The organism is Pseudomonas sp. NFPP04, assembly GCF_900113815.1.
In the GTDB taxonomy this organism is placed as follows: Bacteria; Pseudomonadota; Gammaproteobacteria; order Pseudomonadales; family Pseudomonadaceae; genus Aquipseudomonas; species Aquipseudomonas extremorientalis.
In genome coordinates this window covers 123,423-139,844 of sequence record NZ_FOQS01000003.1, presented here as the reverse complement: position 1 = coordinate 139,844, position 16,422 = coordinate 123,423, and the positions used below count along the sequence as shown (strand labels likewise).

The following is a 16,422-nucleotide window of genomic DNA, read 5'->3' as shown; positions in this document are numbered from 1 at the left end:
GTCCCCTCAGGCCGTCGCCGCCGATTCCAGGAAGTCCTGGGCAAAGCGTTGCAACACCCCGCCCGCCTCGTAGATCGACACTTCTTCGGCGGTGTCGAGGCGGCAGGTCACCGGCACCTCGACACGTTCGCCATTCTTGCGGTTGATCACCAGGGTCAACTGCGCCCGCGGAGTACGCGCGCCGACCACATCATAGGTCTCGCTGCCATCGATCTTCAGGGTGTGGCGGTCGGTGCCCGGCAGGAACTCCAGCGGCAACACGCCCATGCCCACCAGGTTGGTGCGGTGGATGCGCTCGAAACCTTCGGCGGCAATCGCCTCCACACCGGCCAGCCGCACGCCCTTGGCCGCCCAGTCGCGAGACGAGCCCTGGCCGTAGTCCGCGCCGGCAATGATGATCAGCGGTTGCTTGCGCTCCATGTACGTTTCGATGGCCTCCCACATCCGCGTGACCTGGCCTTCCGGCTCGATGCGCGCCAGGGAACCCTGCTTGACCTTGCCGTTTTCCACCACCATTTCGTTGAACAGTTTCGGGTTGGCGAAGGTGGCGCGCTGCGCAGTCAAGTGATCGCCCCGATGCGTCGCGTAGGAGTTGAAGTCGACTTCCGGCAGGCCCATTTTCGCCAGGTATTCGCCGGCGGCGCTGTCGAGCATGATCGCGTTGGAGGGCGACAAGTGGTCGGTGGTGATGTTGTCCGGCAGCACCGCCAGCGGGCGCATGCCCTTGAGCGGACGGGCACCGGCCAGCGCACCTTCCCAGTAAGGTGGGCGGCGGATATAGGTGCTTTGCGGACGCCATTCGTACAGCGGCGCGACTTTCGGGCCAGTGTCTTCGTGGATGGCGAACATCGGGATGTAGACCTGGCGGAACTGCTCCGGCTTGACCGAGGCCTTGACCACTGCGTCGATCTCTTCGTCGCTCGGCCAGATGTCCTGCAGGCGGATTTCCTTGCCATTCGCGTCGAGGCCAAGCACGTCTTTCTCGATGTCGAAGCGGATGGTGCCGGCAATCGCATACGCGACCACCAGCGGCGGCGACGCGAGAAACGCTTGCTTGGCGTAGGGGTGAATACGCCCGTCGAAGTTACGGTTGCCCGAGAGCACGGCGGTGGCGTACAGGTCGCGGTCGATGATTTCCTGCTGGATCACCGGATCGAGTGCGCCGGACATGCCGTTGCAGGTGGTGCAGGCAAACGCCACCACACCGAAGCCGAGTTTTTCCAGCTCATGGCCCAGGCCGGCTTCTTCCAGGTACATCGCCACGGTTTTCGAGCCGGGTGCCAGGGACGATTTGACCCACGGCTTGCGGGTCAGCCCAAGCTTGTTGGCGTTGCGCGCCAGCAGGCCGGCGGCGATCACGTTGCGCGGGTTGCTGGTGTTGGTGCAACTGGTGATGGCGGCGATGATCACTGCGCCGTCAGGCATTTGGCCTGGCACTTCGTCCCACTGGCCGGAAATACCCTTGGACGCCAGATCGCTGGTGGCAACGCGAGCATGGGGGTTGCTCGGGCCGGCCATGTTGCGCACGACGCTGGACAGATCGAAGGTCAGCCCTCGCTCGTACTGCGCGCCCTTGAGGTCATCGGCCCACAGGCCGGTGTGGCGAGCGTACTGCTCCACCAGCGTGACTTGTTCGTCTTCGCGGCCGGTGAGCTTCAGGTAGGCGGTGGTCTGTTGATCGATGTAGAACATCGCCGCAGTCGCGCCGTATTCCGGGGCCATGTTGGAGATGGTTGCACGGTCGCCGAGCGTGAGTGCCGAAGCACCTTCGCCGAAGAACTCCAGCCAGGCGCCAACCACTTTCTGTTTACGCAGGAACTCGGTCAGCGCCAGCACCATGTCGGTGGCGGTGATGCCCGGTTGCAGCTTGCCGGTCAATTCGACGCCGACGCTTTCCGGCAGGCGCATCCACGAGGCGCGACCGAGCATCACGCTCTCGGCTTCCAGGCCGCCGACACCGATGGCGATCACGCCCAGGGCATCCACGTGCGGGGTGTGGCTGTCGGTGCCGACGCAGGTATCGGGGAAGGCCACGCCGTCGCGCACCTGGATCACCGGGGACATTTTCTCCAGGTTGATCTGGTGCATGATGCCGTTGCCGGGCGGGATTACATCGACGTTCTTGAAGGCCTTCTTGGTCCACTCGATGAAATGGAAACGGTCTTCGTTGCGACGGTCTTCGATGGCGCGGTTTTTTTCGAACGCGTCCGGGTCAAAACCACCGGCTTCGACGGCCAGGGAGTGGTCGACGATCAGTTGCGTCGGCACTACCGGGTTGACCTGGGCCGGGTCACCGCCTTGCAGGGCGATGGCGTCACGCAGGCCGGCGAGGTCGACCAGAGCGGTCTGGCCGAGGATGTCGTGGCACACCACACGCGCCGGGAACCATGGGAAGTCGAGGTCGCGCTTGCGTTCGATCAGTTGGCTCAAGGAAGCATTGAGGGTGGCTGGGTCGCAGCGGCGCACCAGGTTTTCCGCAAGGACGCGGGAGGTGTAAGGCAAGGTGGCGTAGGCGCCAGGGGTGATTGCCTCGACGGCCGCACGGGCGTCGAAGAAATCCAGGCGGCTGCCGGGAAGCGGTTTGCGGAATTCAGTGTTCATCGTCAGGACTCGGTCACGGTGATAACAAAGGGAGGACCTGCACCGATCCAGAATTGAAATGCGGTCACAATGTGGGAGGGGGCTTGCCCCCGATAGCGGTGGGTCAGTGCCCGCTGCATCAACTGACAGACAGCAATCGGGGGCAAGCCCCCTCCCACATTTGATCCGGTTAACAATTCGGGATCGTCGGCATTCCCATTCAGCGACGTTCGATTGGCACGAACTTGCGCTGCTCGACGCCGGTGTATTCGGCGCTTGGACGGATGATGCGGTTGTTGGCGCGCTGTTCGAACACGTGCGCCGCCCAGCCCGTCAGGCGCGAGCACACGAAGATCGGGGTGAACAGCTTGGTCGGGATGCCCATGAAGTGGTACGCCGAGGCATGGTAGAAGTCAGCGTTGGGGAACAGCTTCTTCTGTTCCCACATGGTCTTGTCGATGGCTTCGGAGACCGGGAACAGCACCTTGTCGCCCACCTCGTCCGCAAGTTTTTTCGACCAGCCCTTGATCACTTCATTACGCGGGTCGCTGTCTTTGTAGATCGCGTGGCCAAAGCCCATGATCTTGTCCTTGCGCGCCAGCATGCCGAGGGTGCCTTCGACCGCCTCTTCAGCGGACGAGAAACGCTCGATCATTTCCATCGCCGCTTCGTTGGCGCCGCCGTGCAGCGGGCCGCGCAGCGAGCCGATGGCGGCGGTGACGCAGGAATACAGGTCGGACAGGGTCGAGGCACACACCCGGGCGGTGAACGTCGAGGCGTTGAATTCGTGTTCCGCGTAGAGGATCAGCGACACGTTCATCACCTTGACGTGCAACTCGCTGGGCTTCTTGCCGTGCAGCAGGTGCAGGAAGTGGCCGCCGATGCTCGGCTCGTCGGTCACGCAGTCGATGCGCTTGCCGTCGTGGCTGAAGCGGTACCAGTAGCACATGATCGCTGGGAAGGCAGCGAGCAGGCGGTCGGTGACGTCGCGCTGCACGCTGAAGTCTTTTTCCGGCTCGATATTGCCCAGGAACGAGCAACCGGTGCGCATTACGTCCATCGGGTGGGCGTCGGCGGGGATACGCTCCAGCACTTCCTTCAGCGCTTGCGGCAGGTCGCGCAGCTTGCCCAGCCTGGCGCTGTAGGCGGCCAGCTCGGTCTTGGTCGGCAACTCGCCGTACAGCAGCAGGTAGGCGACTTCTTCAAATTGCGCATCGGCGGCCAGTTCGCGCACGTCGTAGCCGCGATAGGTCAGGCCGGCACCCGCCTGGCCCACGGTGGACAGTGCGGTCTGCCCAGCCACCTGGCCACGCAGGCCGGCACCACTCAATACTTTTGCTTCAGCCATGTCTGTTCTCCAATCTTGAATTTATTTGGGAGTGCGCCGGGTTATTTTTTCGCGGCAAACAGCGCATCGAGCTTCTGCTCGAAGGTGTGGTAGTCGATGCGATCGTAAAGCTCCATGCGGGTCTGCATGGTGTCGATCACGTTCTGTTGGGTACCGTCGCGACGGATCGCGGTATAGACATTCTCGGCGGCCTTGTTCATGGCGCGGAAGGCCGAAAGCGGGTACAGCACGATGGAAACATCGGCAGATTTCAACTGTTCGGTGGTGTACAGCGGCGTGGCGCCGAACTCGGTGATGTTGGCCAGGATCGGCGCTTTCACGCGGGAGGCGAACAGTTTGTACATCTCCAGCTCGGTGATGGCTTCCGGGAACACCATGTCGGCGCCGGCCTCGATGCAGGCGGCGGCACGTTCCAGCGCGGATTCCAGGCCTTCGACGGCCAGCGCATCGGTACGCGCCATGATCACGAAGCTGTCATCGGTGCGCGCATCCACGGCGGCCTTGATACGGTCGACCATTTCCTGCTGGGACACGATTTCCTTGTTCGGGCGATGACCGCAACGCTTGGCGCCCACCTGATCTTCGATATGGATGGCGGCCGCGCCGAACTTGATCATCGACTTGACGGTGCGCGCCACATTGAATGCCGAGGAGCCGAAGCCGGTGTCCACGTCCACCAGCAGCGGCAGGTCGCACACGTCGGTGATGCGGCGTACGTCGGTCAGCACATCGTCCAGGCCGGTGATGCCCAGATCCGGCACACCGAGGGAGCCAGCCGCCACCCCGCCACCCGACAGGTAGATAGCCTTGAACCCGGCGCGCTTGGCCAGCAGTGCGTGGTTGGCGTTGATCGCACCTACCACCTGCAGCGGGTGTTCACTGGCGACCGCGTCACGGAAACGCTGGCCGGGAGTCGTCTTGTTATTGGAACTCATCATTCACCTCGTGATGGGGGAGTGCCGTCCGGGAAGTGACGGGCAATATTGCGTTTGGATGCGCCGATATGCCGGCGCATCAACAGTTCGGCCAGTTCACCGTCGCGATCGGCAATCGCGTCGAGAATGCGGTGGTGCTCGGCAAAGGCCTGGCGCGGACGATTGGGGGTGGCGGAAAACTGGATGCGGTACATGCGCACCAATTGGTACAGCTCGCCGCAGAGCATCTGGGTCAGGGTGCGGTTGCCGGCGCCCTGGATGATCCGGTAATGGAAGTCGAAGTCGCCCTCCTGCTGGTAATAGCCCAGGCCGGCCTGGAAGGCTTCGTCGCGCTCGTGGGTATGCAGCACTTGGCGCAATTCTTCGATTTCCGCGTCGGTCATGCGCTCGGCGGCCAGGCGACAAGCCATGCCTTCGAGGGATTCGCGGATTTCATAGAGCTCGATCAGTTCGTCGTGGCTCAACGACACCACCCGCGCGCCAACGTGAGGCACGCGCACCAGCAGGCGCTGGCCTTCCAGGCGGTGGATCGCCTCACGCAGCGGGCCACGGCTGATGCCGTAGGTGCGCGCCAGCTCCGGCTCGGAGATCTTGCTGCCCGGGGCGATCTCGCCCTTGACGATGGCGGCCTGGATACGCCGGAAGACGTTCTCGGACATGGTCTGGGAATCGTCTTGCGCCACCACTGGGGATTCCAGCTGATCCAGCATATTGTCGACACCTTTGAAAGCAATGCCGCAAAAACTAGCCAATCAGCCCAGGATAGTCAAAGAATAAATACACATTGTCGACAATCGTCTAATAACCAGGGTTGCACCCTATCAGGGCATGGCCGCCTGCCAGCGCTGGCGCCAAAAAAGCATCATGTTAGAATGCCCGGCACTTTTGCCTGACATCATTGGATGAAACGGCGTACGAGGGAGTTTGCGCAGCAATGCCAGTCGCCTTGAATTGAACATCGCACTGCCGCCTCGGGATCTATGAGACTCAAACCCTTCCTTCTATTGATTTGCCTGTTGACCGCACCCAGCCTCGGCGCTGCCACCGAGAAGACCGTGTATGGCCTCAACGAATACGCCCAGTTGGCCGGTATCGACCTGGAAGTCGCCGCCAAACTGGATACCGGTGCCAAGACCGCCTCGCTCAGTGCCCGTGATATCAAGCGCTTCAAGCGCAACGGCGAATCCTGGGTGCGCTTCTACCTGGCCATCGACACCGCCCATTCCCATCCCATCGAGCGTCCCCTGGCCCGCGTCAGCAAGATCAAGCGCCGCGCCGGTGACTACGACCCCGATGAGGACAAGAACTACACCGCCCGTCCGGTGATTGCCCTGGATATCTGCATGGGCACTGCTTTACGCAGCATCGAAGTGAACTTGACTGACCGCAGCGCATTCCAATACCCGCTGCTGATCGGCTCCGAAGCGCTGAAACGCTTTGATGCGCTGGTCGACCCCAGTCTTAAATACGCAGCAGGCAAACCCGCCTGCGCCGCCGACGCTCATACCGCCGAGTAAACCGAATGCGCTCTCTGACCCTGCACCTGAAGATCCTGATCACCATCCTGGTGGTTTTGGGTATTTCGGTCACCGCTTATCAGATCTTCGTGCTGGGGATCCCCGTCACCGAGGACGCCACCGACGACTTGTGGAACATCGACGCCAAGGTCGAGTTCGTCGCCAACCCGAAAGACCCGGTGAAGATCCAGATGTTCGTGCCGCCCCTGAGCCGCGACTTCGTCAGCCTCAACGAAAGCTTCATCTCGAATAACTACGGGGTGAGCGTCAACCGCATCGACGGCAACCGCAAGGTCACCTGGTCGGCGCGCCGCGCCAAGGGTAACCAGACCCTGTACTACCGCCTGGTGCTCACCAAGCGCTACAGCGGCGAGAAGGTCAAGGTCAAAGGCCCCACATTCCGCGACAGCATCGCCGTGGAAGGCCCGGAAAAGATTGCCGCCGAAGCCCTGCTGGCGCCGATCCGCCAGCACTCGGCCGACGTCGAGACGTTTATCACCGAAGCGATCAAGCGCACCAATAACCTCAACGACGACAATGTGAAACTGCTGCTGGCGGGCGACCCTTCGACGCCACACAAGGCCAAGATCGTCGAGCTGCTGCTGTCCATCGCCCACGTGCCGGTGGAAAAGGTCCACACCATCCGCCTGGTCGCCGACCAGCCACAAACCCCGGAACTGTGGTTGCGCAGCTTCAACGGCAATGACTGGTTGTACTTCAACCCGGAAACCGGCGAACAGGGCCTGCCCGCCGACCGCCTGCTGTGGTGGACCGGTGATGAAAACCTGATCACCGTCGAGGGCGGCAAGAAGGCCATGGTGACCTTCAGCCTGAACAACAGCGAGATGAACGCGATTCGCCTGGCCAAGCTGACCGACGAGAACACCGACGCCAACTTCCTCGAATACTCGCTGTACGGCCTGCCGCTGCAAACCCAGCAGACCTTCATGATCATGGTGATGATCCCGATTGGCGTGCTGGTGATCCTTATCCTGCGCAACCTGATCGGCCTGCAGACACTCGGCACGTTCACCCCGGTGCTGATCGCCCTGGCGTTCCGCGAGACGCAGCTGGGCTTCGGGATTGTGCTGTTTACGATTATCACGGCGCTGGGGCTGTCCCTCAGGTCGTACCTGGAACACCTGAAATTGCAGATGCTGCCAAGGTTGTCGGTGGTGCTGACCTTCGTCGTGGTGCTGATTGCGGCCATCAGCCTGTTCAGCCATAAGCTGGGGCTGGAGCGCGGGTTGTCGGTGGCGCTGTTCCCGATGGTGATCCTGACCATGACCATCGAACGCCTGTCCATCACCTGGGAGGAACGCGGCGCCAACCATGCGCTGAAAGTGGCGATTGGTACGCTGTTCGCGGCGTCCCTGGCGCACCTGATCATGAGCGTGCCGGAGCTGATCTACTTCGTGTTCACCTTCCCGGCGGTCCTGCTGATCCTGGTGGGGTTCATGCTGGCCATGGGGCGTTATCGCGGTTACCGCCTGACCGAGCTGGTGCGTTTCAAGGCGTTCTTGAAGGCTGACCGGTAATGTTCGGTTTCTGGAAGACCTGGAAAGCCCTGGAAGCGCGCGGGATCATGGGCATCAACCGGCGTAACGCCGACTACGTGCTCAAGTACAACAAGCGCAGCCTGTACCCGATCGTGGATGACAAGATCATCACCAAGGAGCGCGCGCTGGCGGCCGGCATCCATGTACCGGAAATGTACGGGGTGATCAGCACCGAGAAAGAAATCGACAAGCTCGACGAGATCATCGGCGGGCGCAGCGACTTCGTGATCAAGCCGGCCCAGGGCGCCGGCGGGGACGGCATCCTGGTGGTCGCCGACCGCTTTGAAGGGCGCTATCGCACGGTGTCGGGCAAGATCATCAGCCATGAAGAGATCGAGCATCAGATTTCCAGCATCCTCACTGGCCTGTATTCCCTGGGCGGCCACCGTGATCGTGCGTTGATCGAATACCGTGTGGTGCCCGACCAGATCTTCAAGAGCATCAGCTATGAAGGCGTGCCGGACATTCGCATCATCGTGCTGATGGGCTACCCGGTGATGGCGATGCTGCGCTTGCCGACCCGCCAGTCGGGCGGCAAGGCCAACCTGCACCAGGGTGCAATTGGCGTCGGCGTGGACCTCGCCACCGGCCTGACCCTGCGCGGCACCTGGCTGAACAACATCATTACCAAACACCCCGACACCACCAATGCGGTGGATGGCGTGCAGTTGCCCAACTGGGACGGTTTCATGAAGCTCGCCGCCGGCTGCTATGAGCTGTGCGGGCTGGGCTATATCGGCGTGGACATGGTGCTGGACCAGGAAAAAGGCCCGTTGATCCTGGAACTGAATGCGCGGCCTGGGCTGAATATCCAGATTGCCAATGACTGCGGCCTGACCCTGCGCACCCATGCGGTGGAAGCACGGTTGGAAGCGCTGAACGCCGCTGGCGTGACGGAAACCCCGGAAGAACGGGTGAAGTTCGTGCAGGAAATGTTTGGGCATATTCCCCCCGTCGAAGGCTGATCAGGTCTTCAATCTGTCTATCCCCGACATCCCCCCTAGGAGCAAATCCTACGGGGGACTACAATCCCCTCCCCCGCGCCAATGGCTGATCCACCCCGCATGTTGACCTGCTCCGTACACCCGCTGCCCTACCGGGCCAACCCCGCCGAGTATTTCGCGGCGATTCGCCATGCGCCTGGCGCAGTGCTGCTGGACAGCGGCCGACCGGCAGCCGAGCGCGGACGGTATGACCTGTTGAGCGCGTGGCCACACACGACATTGACGGTATCGCACGACGAAAGCGGCAGTGATTTCCTGCAACGCTTGCGTGCAAATCTTACGCAGTTGGGCGAGGCGGATCTGCCTGCTGGTTATGAGCTGCCGTTTGCCGGTGGGTTGATCGGTTACCTGAGCTATGACTTTGGCCGACACCTGGAGCACATGCCGCACCTTGCCGCGGATGACCTGCACCTGCCGGATGCGCGCTTCGGGCTGTATGCCTGGGCATTGATCAGTGATCATCAGTCGCAGACCAGCCAGCTCGTGTTTCATCCGACACTGGCCGATAGCGAGCAGCAACGCTTGATCACTCTGTTCGGCCAGCCGGTAGCCGACAGCGCGGCAATCTTCAAGTTGAACGGTCCCATGGCGCCGGACCTCACCGCCGAGGCCTACCGCCAGGCTATCGTGCGCATCCAGGATTACATCCAGGCCGGCGACTGCTACCAGGTGAACTTTGCCCAGCGTTTCCGGGCCCCGTGCATCGGCGATCCATGGGTCGCTTACTGCGCCCTGCGCGAAGCTTGCCCGACGCCGTTCTCCGGGTTCCAGAGCCTGCCGGACGACGGCGCGGTGCTGAGCTTGTCGCCAGAGCGTTTCGTGCACATCAGCAAACGCCAGGTCGAAACCCGCCCCATCAAAGGCACCCGCCCACGCGGCCTGACGCCTGAGGAAGACGCCGCCAACGCCGCCGAACTGCTGGCCAGCACCAAGGACCGCGCCGAAAACCTGATGATTGTCGACCTGCTGCGCAACGACCTGGGGCGCACCTGCCGCACCGGCTCGGTCAGCGTGCCGGAGCTGTTCAGCCTGGAAAGCTACCCCAACGTGCACCACCTGGTAAGCAGCGTCATCGGCGAGCTGGCCGACGGCAAGGACGCGCTCGACCTGATCGCCGGCAGCTTCCCCGGCGGCTCCATCACCGGCGCGCCGAAGATCCGCGCGATGCAGATCATCGACGAGCTGGAGCCGACTCGCCGTGGGTTGTACTGCGGCTCGCTGGTGTATCTGGATGTGCGCGGCGAGATGGACAGTTCCATCGCCATTCGCAGTTTGCTGGTGAAGGATGGCCAGGTTTGTTGCTGGGGCGGCGGCGGGATTGTCGCGGACTCGGAATGGGAGGCGGAGTACCAGGAGTCGCTGACGAAGGTGCGGGTGTTGTTACACACGTTGGAAAGCCTGTAACAACCAGGCTTCTCCTGGCTCTCGTCGACGGAGCCGTACGAAAGGAAAAAACCTGAATCAGAACGTCTATGGACGGTATTCGGGCTGGGCGATAGCGTCCGGCTCGGATCATCCACTGGCCGTCTGTGAGGGATCACATGAACCGACTGCTTACCCGTCAGAAATTGTTTCCCCAGTTGCATCCTCATCCCGCCGCGCCTATATTCTCCCAAATTGGGAGGTCGACGCGATGCGCATAATCGCTCTCTCGACCCTACGAATATTCTGGGAAAGCCACCCAGCCTGTTCCGACGCCAAAACACCCCTGGTCGAGCTGTATCGCCATATGGAAAAAGCCACTTACCCAACGCCGCAAGCGCTCAAGGCAGAGCTTAGAACGGCGAGCATTCTTAAAAGTGGCAGGGTTGTGTTCAACGTGGGAGGCAACAAGTATCGAGTGATCATGGCTATCGACTATCAGCGACAGCTTGGGTTCATACGTTTCGTGGGAACTCACATGCAGTACGATCAGATCAACGCGGAGACCGTGTGATGAACATCAAACCTATACATTCCCATGAGGATCTCGCCGCTGCACTCGCACGCGTAGAGCAGATCTGGGGAGCAGAGATCGGCTCGCCGGAGGGTGACGAGCTGGAAATCCTCGCCATTCTCATCGAGAAATACGAGGCCGAGCATTATCCCATGCCTGCTTCAGATCCGGTGGAGGCTATCAGATTCCGCATGGAACAATTGGGCATGACCGCCCGCGACCTGGAGCCCTTTATCGGCACCAGCGGGCGGGTGTCAGAAGTGTTGAACCATAAGCGCAAACTCAGCCTGTCGATGATCAAGCGCCTGCATGAAGGCTTGAGTATTCCTTATGAGCGTTTGCTGGCAGGTGTTTGATCAACCACATGGTTACAGGCTCAACGACCGATTCGAGGCCTTGATGAATTCTTTCTTCAAATCCTCGAAGGTATGCACCGCCGGGAATTGCGGGAATTCGCGAATCACGTTTTCCGGCGCGTGGAACAGAATCCCACGGTCGGCTTCGCCCAGCATGGTGGTGTCGTTGTAGGAGTCGCCGGCGGCGATCACGCGGTAGTAGAGGGTCTTGAAGGCCAATACCGACTGGCGCTTCGGATCTTTCTGGCGCAGTTGGTAACTCACCACACGGTCAGTTTCGTCGGTAATCAGGCGGTGGCACAGCAGGATCGGGAAACCCAGCTGACGCATCAGCGGCTGGGAGAATTCGTAGAAGGTGTCGGACAGGATCACCACCTGGAAGCGCTCGCGCAGCCAGTTGACGAACTCGACGGCGCCATCCAGCGGTTTGAGGGTGGCGATCACTGCCTGGATGTCGGCGAGCTTGAGCCCGTGCTCGTCGAGGATGCGCAGGCGCTGCTTCATCAGAACGTCGTAGTCGGGAATGTCCCGGGTGGTGGCGCGCAGGGATTCAATACCGGTTTTTTCGGCGAAGGCGATCCAGATTTCCGGAACCAGTACCCCTTCCAGGTCGAGACAGGCAATTTCCACAAGACACTCCCTTATAGATGTTGTTGGTTGAGCGAGCAAAAGGACTGCCGAACTCTAGCGATTCATGCTCGCCGCCGCAACGCAGGGCGGATTTTGATACCATCGCTCCCCTATAGAGCGCTCAGCGCCACTGACCTGTAGGAACCGTCCTGATGAACCAAGCCTTCGACGTCGCTGAACTCGCCGCGACTTATGCCAACAAATCCGCCCAGGACATTCTCAAGCTGGCGTTCAGCCAGTTCGGTGATGACCTGTGGATTTCCTTCAGCGGCGCCGAGGACGTGGTGCTGGTAGACATGGCCTGGAAGCTGAACAAGAACGTCAAGGTGTTCAGCCTCGACACCGGCCGCCTGCACCCGGAGACCTATCGGTTCATCGAGCAGGTGCGCGAGTTCTACAAGATCGATATCGAGCTGATCTCGCCGGACCAGAGCAAGCTGGAACCTTTCGTCAAAGAGAAAGGCCTGTTCAGCTTCTATAAGGACGGCCACGGCGAATGCTGCGGCGTACGCAAGATCGAACCGCTGCGCCGTAAACTCGCCGGCGTCACTGCCTGGGCCACCGGCCAGCGCCGCGACCAGAGCCCCGGCACCCGCAGCCAGGTAGCGGCGCTGGAAATCGACACGGCCTTCTCTACCCCGGAACGCACCCTGTACAAGTTCAACCCGCTGGCGCAGATGACCAGTGAGGAAGTCTGGGGTTACATCCGCATGCTGGAGCTGCCTTACAACAGCCTGCATGAGCGCGGCTTTATCAGCATCGGCTGCGAGCCCTGCACCCGCCCGGTGTTGCCGAACCAGCATGAGCGTGAAGGTCGCTGGTGGTGGGAGGAAGCCACGCAGAAGGAATGCGGGTTGCATGCGGGGAATATCATCAGCAAGGCCTGAAGTTGCGCTGTAAAAAATGTGGAAGGGGGCTTGCCCCCGATAGCGGTGGGTCAGCCAGGTCAATAGTGACTGACACTCCGCAATCGGGGGCAAGCCCCCTCCCACATTTGAGTTATGTTAGCCACTGAACGTGTACACACATATGTAACCATCGGTGCCATTTATGTGTGCAATCCAGCTTGTTGCGCACCATTACGTAACACCTCTCCCCTCCTGCCTTTTGTCTTTACAAATAGCCCGGTTCCCAACAAAAAATAAATAACTGTTCAAACGGTCAATTTATATCGCTTTGAATTCAGCTAGTTATTCAATAAACCTATAAAAACGAAATTACCCCAGGTTTTCATAGATCAAAAACTGGCACGCAAGTGGCTTAAGGTGAAACACGCTTTGTATACAATAAATACAAAACATACATACACTTTGCCATCTGCGGCCTGGCTGCCGATGTGCTGGAGCCTGCCGGAATGCGTACAAGCCTCTCGAATAACATCGCACTGGATCTGCCCTCCTCCCTGAAGCCCGAAGCCATCGAGCCCGGCCCCCTGGTGCTGAGCCCACGCCTGCACAACAAGGACCTGGCGCCCACCAAGATTGAAGGCCGGCGCTGGGGTCGCTATAGCATCTTTGCGCTGTGGACCAATGACGTGCACAACATCGCCAACTACTCGTTCGCCATTGGTTTGTATGCGCTGGGCCTGGGCGGCTGGCAGATTCTGTTGTCTCTCGGCATCGGTGCGGCGCTGGTGTACTTCTTCATGAACCTGTCGGGTTATATGGGCCAGAAAACCGGTGTGCCGTTTCCAGTGATCAGCCGTATCAGCTTCGGCATTCATGGCGCGCAGATTCCGGCGTTGATCCGCGCGGTGATTGCGATTGCCTGGTTCGGCATCCAGACCTACCTGGCGTCGGTGGTGTTCCGCGTGTTGCTGACGGCGATTCATCCCGGCTTTGCCGAATACGACCACAATTCGATCCTGGGCCTGTCGTCCCTCGGCTGGGTGTGTTTCGTGGCAATCTGGCTGGTGCAATTGGTGATCCTGGCCTACGGCATGGAAATGGTACGCCGCTACGAAGGCTTCGCCGGACCGGTGATTTTGCTCACCGTGGCGTCGTTGGCCGGTTGGATGTATTTCCAGACCGGCGGGACTATCGCCTGGTCGATCCGCGAGCCGCTGAGCGGCGGCGAGATGTGGCGCAATATCTTTGCCGGCGGCGCGCTGTGGCTGGCGATCTACGGCACGCTGATCCTCAATTTCTGCGACTTCGCCCGCTCCTCGCCGTGCCGCAAGACCATTCAGGTGGGTAACTTCTGGGGCCTGCCAGTGAATATCCTGGTGTTTGCCGCGATCACCGTGCTGCTGTGCGGCGGGCAATTCCAGCTAAATGGCCGAGTCATCGAAAGCCCGACCGAGATCATCGCGGCCATCCCGAGTACTTTCTTCCTGGTGCTGGGCTGTCTGGCGTTCCTGATCGTCACCGTGGCGGTGAACATCATGGCCAACTTTGTCGCGCCGGCCTTTGTGCTGAGCAACCTGGCGCCCAAGTACCTGAACTTCCGTCGCGCCGGGTTGATCAGCGCCACCGTGGCGGTGCTGATCCTGCCGTGGAACCTCTACAACAGCCCCCTGGTGATCGTGTACTTCCTGTCCGGCCTGGGCGCGCTGCTGGGGCCACTGTATGGGGTGATCATGGTCGATTACTGGTTGATCCGTAAAAGCCAGGTGGACGTGCCGCAGTTGTACAGCGAAGACCCGCGCGGCGTTTATTACTACAGCCGTGGAGTCAATTTGCGTGCGGTGGCAGCGTTTATTCCTGCGGCGGTGATCGCCATTCTCCTGGCCTTGTTACCGGGTTTTGCCAACGTGTCACCGTTTTCCTGGATGTTTGGCGCCGGTATTGCAGGGCTGTTGTACTTGCTGATCGCCAAGCGCCAGCCGTTCTACGCCGATGTCAGCGGCGAAAGCATTGCCGTCGATAACGTCAGTCATTAATCAAGGACCTTCCATGCGTATCCTCGTGGTCAACGTCAACACCACCGAATCCATCACTGAAACCATCGCCCAGCAGGCGCGCGCCGTGGCTGCGCCGGGCACCGAGATTGTCGGGCTCACGCCGTACTTCGGCGCCGAATCGGTGGAGGGCAACTTTGAAAGCTATCTGGCGGCCATCGCGGTGATGGACCGGGTGATGGCCTATGACCAGCCGTTTGATGCAGTGATCCAGGCCGGGTACGGCGAGCATGGTCGTGAAGGCTTGCAGGAATTGCTCAACGTGCCGGTGGTGGACATCACCGAAGCCGCCGCCAGCACGGCGATGTTCCTGGGTCACGCCTACTCGGTAGTGACCACCCTGGACCGCACGGTGCCGCTGATCGAAGACCGCCTGAAACTGGCCGGCCTGTACCAGCGCTGCGCCTCGGTGCGCGCCAGTGGCATGGCGGTGCTGGAGTTGGAAGAAAACCCGCTGGCAGCGATGGAGGCCATCGTGCGCCAGGCGGAACTGGCCATCAGCGAAGACAAGGCCGAGGTGATCTGCCTGGGCTGTGGCGGCATGGCCGGGCTGGATGAGCAGATTCGCCAGCGCACCGGTGTGCCGGTGGTGGATGGGGTGACAGCGGCGGTGACCATTGCCGAGTCGCTGGTGCGGCTGGGGTTGTCGACGTCGAAGATCAGGACTTACGCAACGCCAAGGGCGAAAAAAGTCATCGGTTGGCCGCGCTGAAGCGTTGGTTCAACTGCTGCTCGGCGAATTGCTCGATGATGAAATCCACAAACGCGCGGGTCTTGCCGGGCAGCAGTTTGTGTTCGGCGTAGTAGATGGAAATGTTGCCGTCGTCGACGTACCAGTCGGGCAGCACTCGCACCACCGCACGGCTGTCCAGGAATGGCACGGCCATAGGCATGCTCACCAAGGCGACGCCCAGGCCTTGGGCGCTGGCGCAGCAGGCGGCTTCGGAATCGCTCATGGTCATGCTCGGTCTAAGCACCAGCGGGCGGTGTTCACGCTCGGTACTGGTCAATTGCCAGGAGCGCACGCGCCCGGTCTGCGGTGAACGGATGAGAATCCCGTGGCAACGCGCCAGGTCTTCGGGCACCCGCACCGGGGGACGCTGTGCCAGATAGTCCGGTGACGCCACCAGCACGCGATGGGCCGGGGTCAACTTGCGCGCCACCACCCCCTGGGGCAGCTCGAAGCCCCCTCCGATGGCGGCATCGAAGCCCTGGCCGATCAGGTCGACCTGGCGGTTATCGAAATGCCAGTCCGGGCTGATGTCCGGGAAGCGGCGCATGAACGCGCCCAATAGCGGCACCACGTAGCGATTGCCAAACACCGTACCCATGCTCACTTTCAACGTGCCCACCGGCCGCCCTTCAGCGCTGGCCAGGTTGGCCACGGCGTTCTGGATGGTGGTAAGGCTGCCGCTGACCTCTTCGAGAAACAGCTTGCCGGCTTCGGTGAGGGTAAGGCGCCGGGTGCTGCGCTGGAACAGGCGTACGCCCAAACGCGCTTCGAGCTTGGCGACACTTTTGCCCACCGCCGCCGGTGTCAGGCTCAGGTGCCGCGCCGCTTCGGCAAAGCTGCCACCTTCGGCGCTGCGCACGAAACATTCGATACTGCCAAAGCTTTCCATATCGACCACTCTAAACTTTTGGTTTACACAGACTAT

At 61.0% G+C, this 16,422-nt stretch carries 15 protein-coding genes; 9 read left to right on the top strand and 6 right to left on the bottom strand.

Going from position 1 to position 16,422, the window contains the following annotated elements:
• Nucleotides 1-6 precede the first annotated feature (6 nt).
• The 4 genes from acnD to BM017_RS08010 all read right to left on the bottom strand — a co-directional run bounded on the left by acnD (nt 7) and on the right by BM017_RS08010 (nt 5,573).
• A complete protein-coding gene (gene acnD, locus BM017_RS08025; protein WP_092242683.1) occupies nt 7-2,601 on the bottom strand; it encodes a Fe/S-dependent 2-methylisocitrate dehydratase AcnD in 2,595 nt (864 codons plus the stop codon).
• A 199-nt stretch (nt 2,602-2,800) separates the two neighbouring features.
• A complete protein-coding gene (gene prpC / locus BM017_RS08020; protein WP_092242678.1) occupies nt 2,801-3,928 on the bottom strand; it encodes a bifunctional 2-methylcitrate synthase/citrate synthase in 1,128 nt (375 codons plus the stop codon).
• Nucleotides 3,929-3,969: 41 nt separating this feature from the next.
• The gene (gene prpB / locus BM017_RS08015; RefSeq protein WP_021491517.1) at nt 3,970-4,863 is read right to left on the bottom strand and encodes a methylisocitrate lyase; all 894 of its coding nucleotides are present in this window, start codon (nt 4,861-4,863) and stop codon (nt 3,970-3,972) included.
• Nucleotides 4,863-5,573, bottom strand: a complete 711-nt coding sequence (locus tag BM017_RS08010; protein WP_058427390.1) for a GntR family transcriptional regulator — start codon at nt 5,571-5,573, stop codon at nt 4,863-4,865. The genes prpB and BM017_RS08010 overlap by 1 nt, the downstream gene beginning before the upstream one ends.
• A gap of 270 nt (nt 5,574-5,843) precedes the next feature.
• On the opposite strand from BM017_RS08010, the gene BM017_RS08005 reads away from it, so the two are divergent.
• The 6 genes from BM017_RS08005 (at nt 5,844) to BM017_RS07980 (ending at nt 11,235) form a co-directional block, all read left to right on the top strand.
• Nucleotides 5,844-6,380, top strand: coding sequence for a retropepsin-like aspartic peptidase RloA (locus BM017_RS08005; protein ID WP_092242675.1), 537 nt, complete (start codon nt 5,844-5,846; stop codon nt 6,378-6,380).
• Between the two features lie 5 nt (nt 6,381-6,385).
• Complete coding sequence (locus BM017_RS08000) at nt 6,386-7,918, top strand: osmotic stress tolerance membrane protein RloB (RefSeq protein ID WP_092242672.1); 1,533 nt, start codon at nt 6,386-6,388, stop codon at nt 7,916-7,918.
• Nucleotides 7,918-8,904 (top strand): alpha-L-glutamate ligase-like protein, encoded by a 987-nt coding sequence (locus tag BM017_RS07995; protein ID WP_071491420.1) that lies wholly within the window; start codon nt 7,918-7,920, stop codon nt 8,902-8,904. Before BM017_RS08000 ends, BM017_RS07995 begins: the two co-directional genes overlap by 1 nt.
• Nucleotides 8,905-9,003: 99 nt before the next feature.
• The gene (gene pabB, locus BM017_RS07990; RefSeq protein ID WP_092242662.1) at nt 9,004-10,347 is read left to right on the top strand and encodes an aminodeoxychorismate synthase component I; all 1,344 of its coding nucleotides are present in this window, start codon (nt 9,004-9,006) and stop codon (nt 10,345-10,347) included.
• A gap of 229 nt (nt 10,348-10,576) precedes the next feature.
• Nucleotides 10,577-10,879: a type II toxin-antitoxin system HigB family toxin gene (locus BM017_RS07985; RefSeq protein ID WP_092242658.1), complete on the top strand. Its 303-nt coding sequence runs from the start codon at nt 10,577-10,579 to the stop codon at nt 10,877-10,879.
• Nucleotides 10,879-11,235 (top strand): helix-turn-helix domain-containing protein, encoded by a 357-nt coding sequence (locus tag BM017_RS07980; protein WP_092242655.1) that lies wholly within the window; start codon nt 10,879-10,881, stop codon nt 11,233-11,235. Before BM017_RS07985 ends, BM017_RS07980 begins: the two co-directional genes overlap by 1 nt.
• A 12-nt stretch (nt 11,236-11,247) precedes the next feature.
• On the opposite strand, the gene thrH is transcribed toward BM017_RS07980, so the two are convergent.
• Entirely contained in the window at nt 11,248-11,865 is a 618-nt protein-coding gene (gene thrH / locus BM017_RS07975) for a bifunctional phosphoserine phosphatase/homoserine phosphotransferase ThrH (protein ID WP_092242652.1), read from the bottom strand.
• A 152-nt stretch (nt 11,866-12,017) separates the two neighbouring features.
• On the opposite strand from thrH, the gene BM017_RS07970 reads away from it, so the two are divergent.
• The 3 genes from BM017_RS07970 to BM017_RS07960 all read left to right on the top strand — a co-directional run bounded on the left by BM017_RS07970 (nt 12,018) and on the right by BM017_RS07960 (nt 15,476).
• On the top strand, nt 12,018-12,752 hold the full coding sequence (locus tag BM017_RS07970; protein ID WP_071493897.1) for a phosphoadenylyl-sulfate reductase: 735 nt from the start codon (nt 12,018-12,020) through the stop codon (nt 12,750-12,752).
• Nucleotides 12,753-13,219: 467 nt separating this feature from the next.
• Entirely contained in the window at nt 13,220-14,746 is a 1,527-nt protein-coding gene (locus tag BM017_RS07965) for an NCS1 family nucleobase:cation symporter-1 (protein WP_092242649.1), read from the top strand.
• Nucleotides 14,747-14,759: 13 nt separating this feature from the next.
• Complete coding sequence (locus BM017_RS07960; RefSeq protein WP_071491425.1) at nt 14,760-15,476, top strand: aspartate/glutamate racemase family protein; 717 nt, start codon at nt 14,760-14,762, stop codon at nt 15,474-15,476.
• Here BM017_RS07960 and BM017_RS07955 read toward each other — a convergent pair.
• Nucleotides 15,457-16,386, bottom strand: a complete 930-nt coding sequence (locus BM017_RS07955; RefSeq protein ID WP_092242646.1) for a LysR family transcriptional regulator — start codon at nt 16,384-16,386, stop codon at nt 15,457-15,459. The two genes, BM017_RS07960 and BM017_RS07955, sit on opposite strands and share 20 nt — an antisense overlap.
• Between the last annotated feature and the right edge of the window lie 36 nt (nt 16,387-16,422).

Coding starts and splice junctions, on each gene's coding strand:
- BM017_RS07980 (WP_092242655.1), top strand. CDS start 10,879: ATGAACATCAAACCTATACATTCCCATGAGGATCTCGCCGCTGCACTC.
- BM017_RS07985 (WP_092242658.1), top strand. CDS start 10,577: ATGCGCATAATCGCTCTCTCGACCCTACGAATATTCTGGGAAAGCCAC.
- prpB (WP_021491517.1), bottom strand. CDS start 4,863: ATGAGTTCCAATAACAAGACGACTCCCGGCCAGCGTTTCCGTGACGCG.
- acnD (WP_092242683.1), bottom strand. CDS start 2,601: ATGAACACTGAATTCCGCAAACCGCTTCCCGGCAGCCGCCTGGATTTC.
- pabB (WP_092242662.1), top strand. CDS start 9,004: ATGTTGACCTGCTCCGTACACCCGCTGCCCTACCGGGCCAACCCCGCC.
- BM017_RS07995 (WP_071491420.1), top strand. CDS start 7,918: ATGTTCGGTTTCTGGAAGACCTGGAAAGCCCTGGAAGCGCGCGGGATC.
- BM017_RS07960 (WP_071491425.1), top strand. CDS start 14,760: ATGCGTATCCTCGTGGTCAACGTCAACACCACCGAATCCATCACTGAA.
- BM017_RS07965 (WP_092242649.1), top strand. CDS start 13,220: ATGCGTACAAGCCTCTCGAATAACATCGCACTGGATCTGCCCTCCTCC.
- prpC (WP_092242678.1), bottom strand. CDS start 3,928: ATGGCTGAAGCAAAAGTATTGAGTGGTGCCGGCCTGCGTGGCCAGGTG.
- BM017_RS08000 (WP_092242672.1), top strand. CDS start 6,386: ATGCGCTCTCTGACCCTGCACCTGAAGATCCTGATCACCATCCTGGTG.
- BM017_RS08010 (WP_058427390.1), bottom strand. CDS start 5,573: ATGCTGGATCAGCTGGAATCCCCAGTGGTGGCGCAAGACGATTCCCAG.
- BM017_RS07970 (WP_071493897.1), top strand. CDS start 12,018: ATGAACCAAGCCTTCGACGTCGCTGAACTCGCCGCGACTTATGCCAAC.
- BM017_RS07955 (WP_092242646.1), bottom strand. CDS start 16,386: ATGGAAAGCTTTGGCAGTATCGAATGTTTCGTGCGCAGCGCCGAAGGT.
- BM017_RS08005 (WP_092242675.1), top strand. CDS start 5,844: ATGAGACTCAAACCCTTCCTTCTATTGATTTGCCTGTTGACCGCACCC.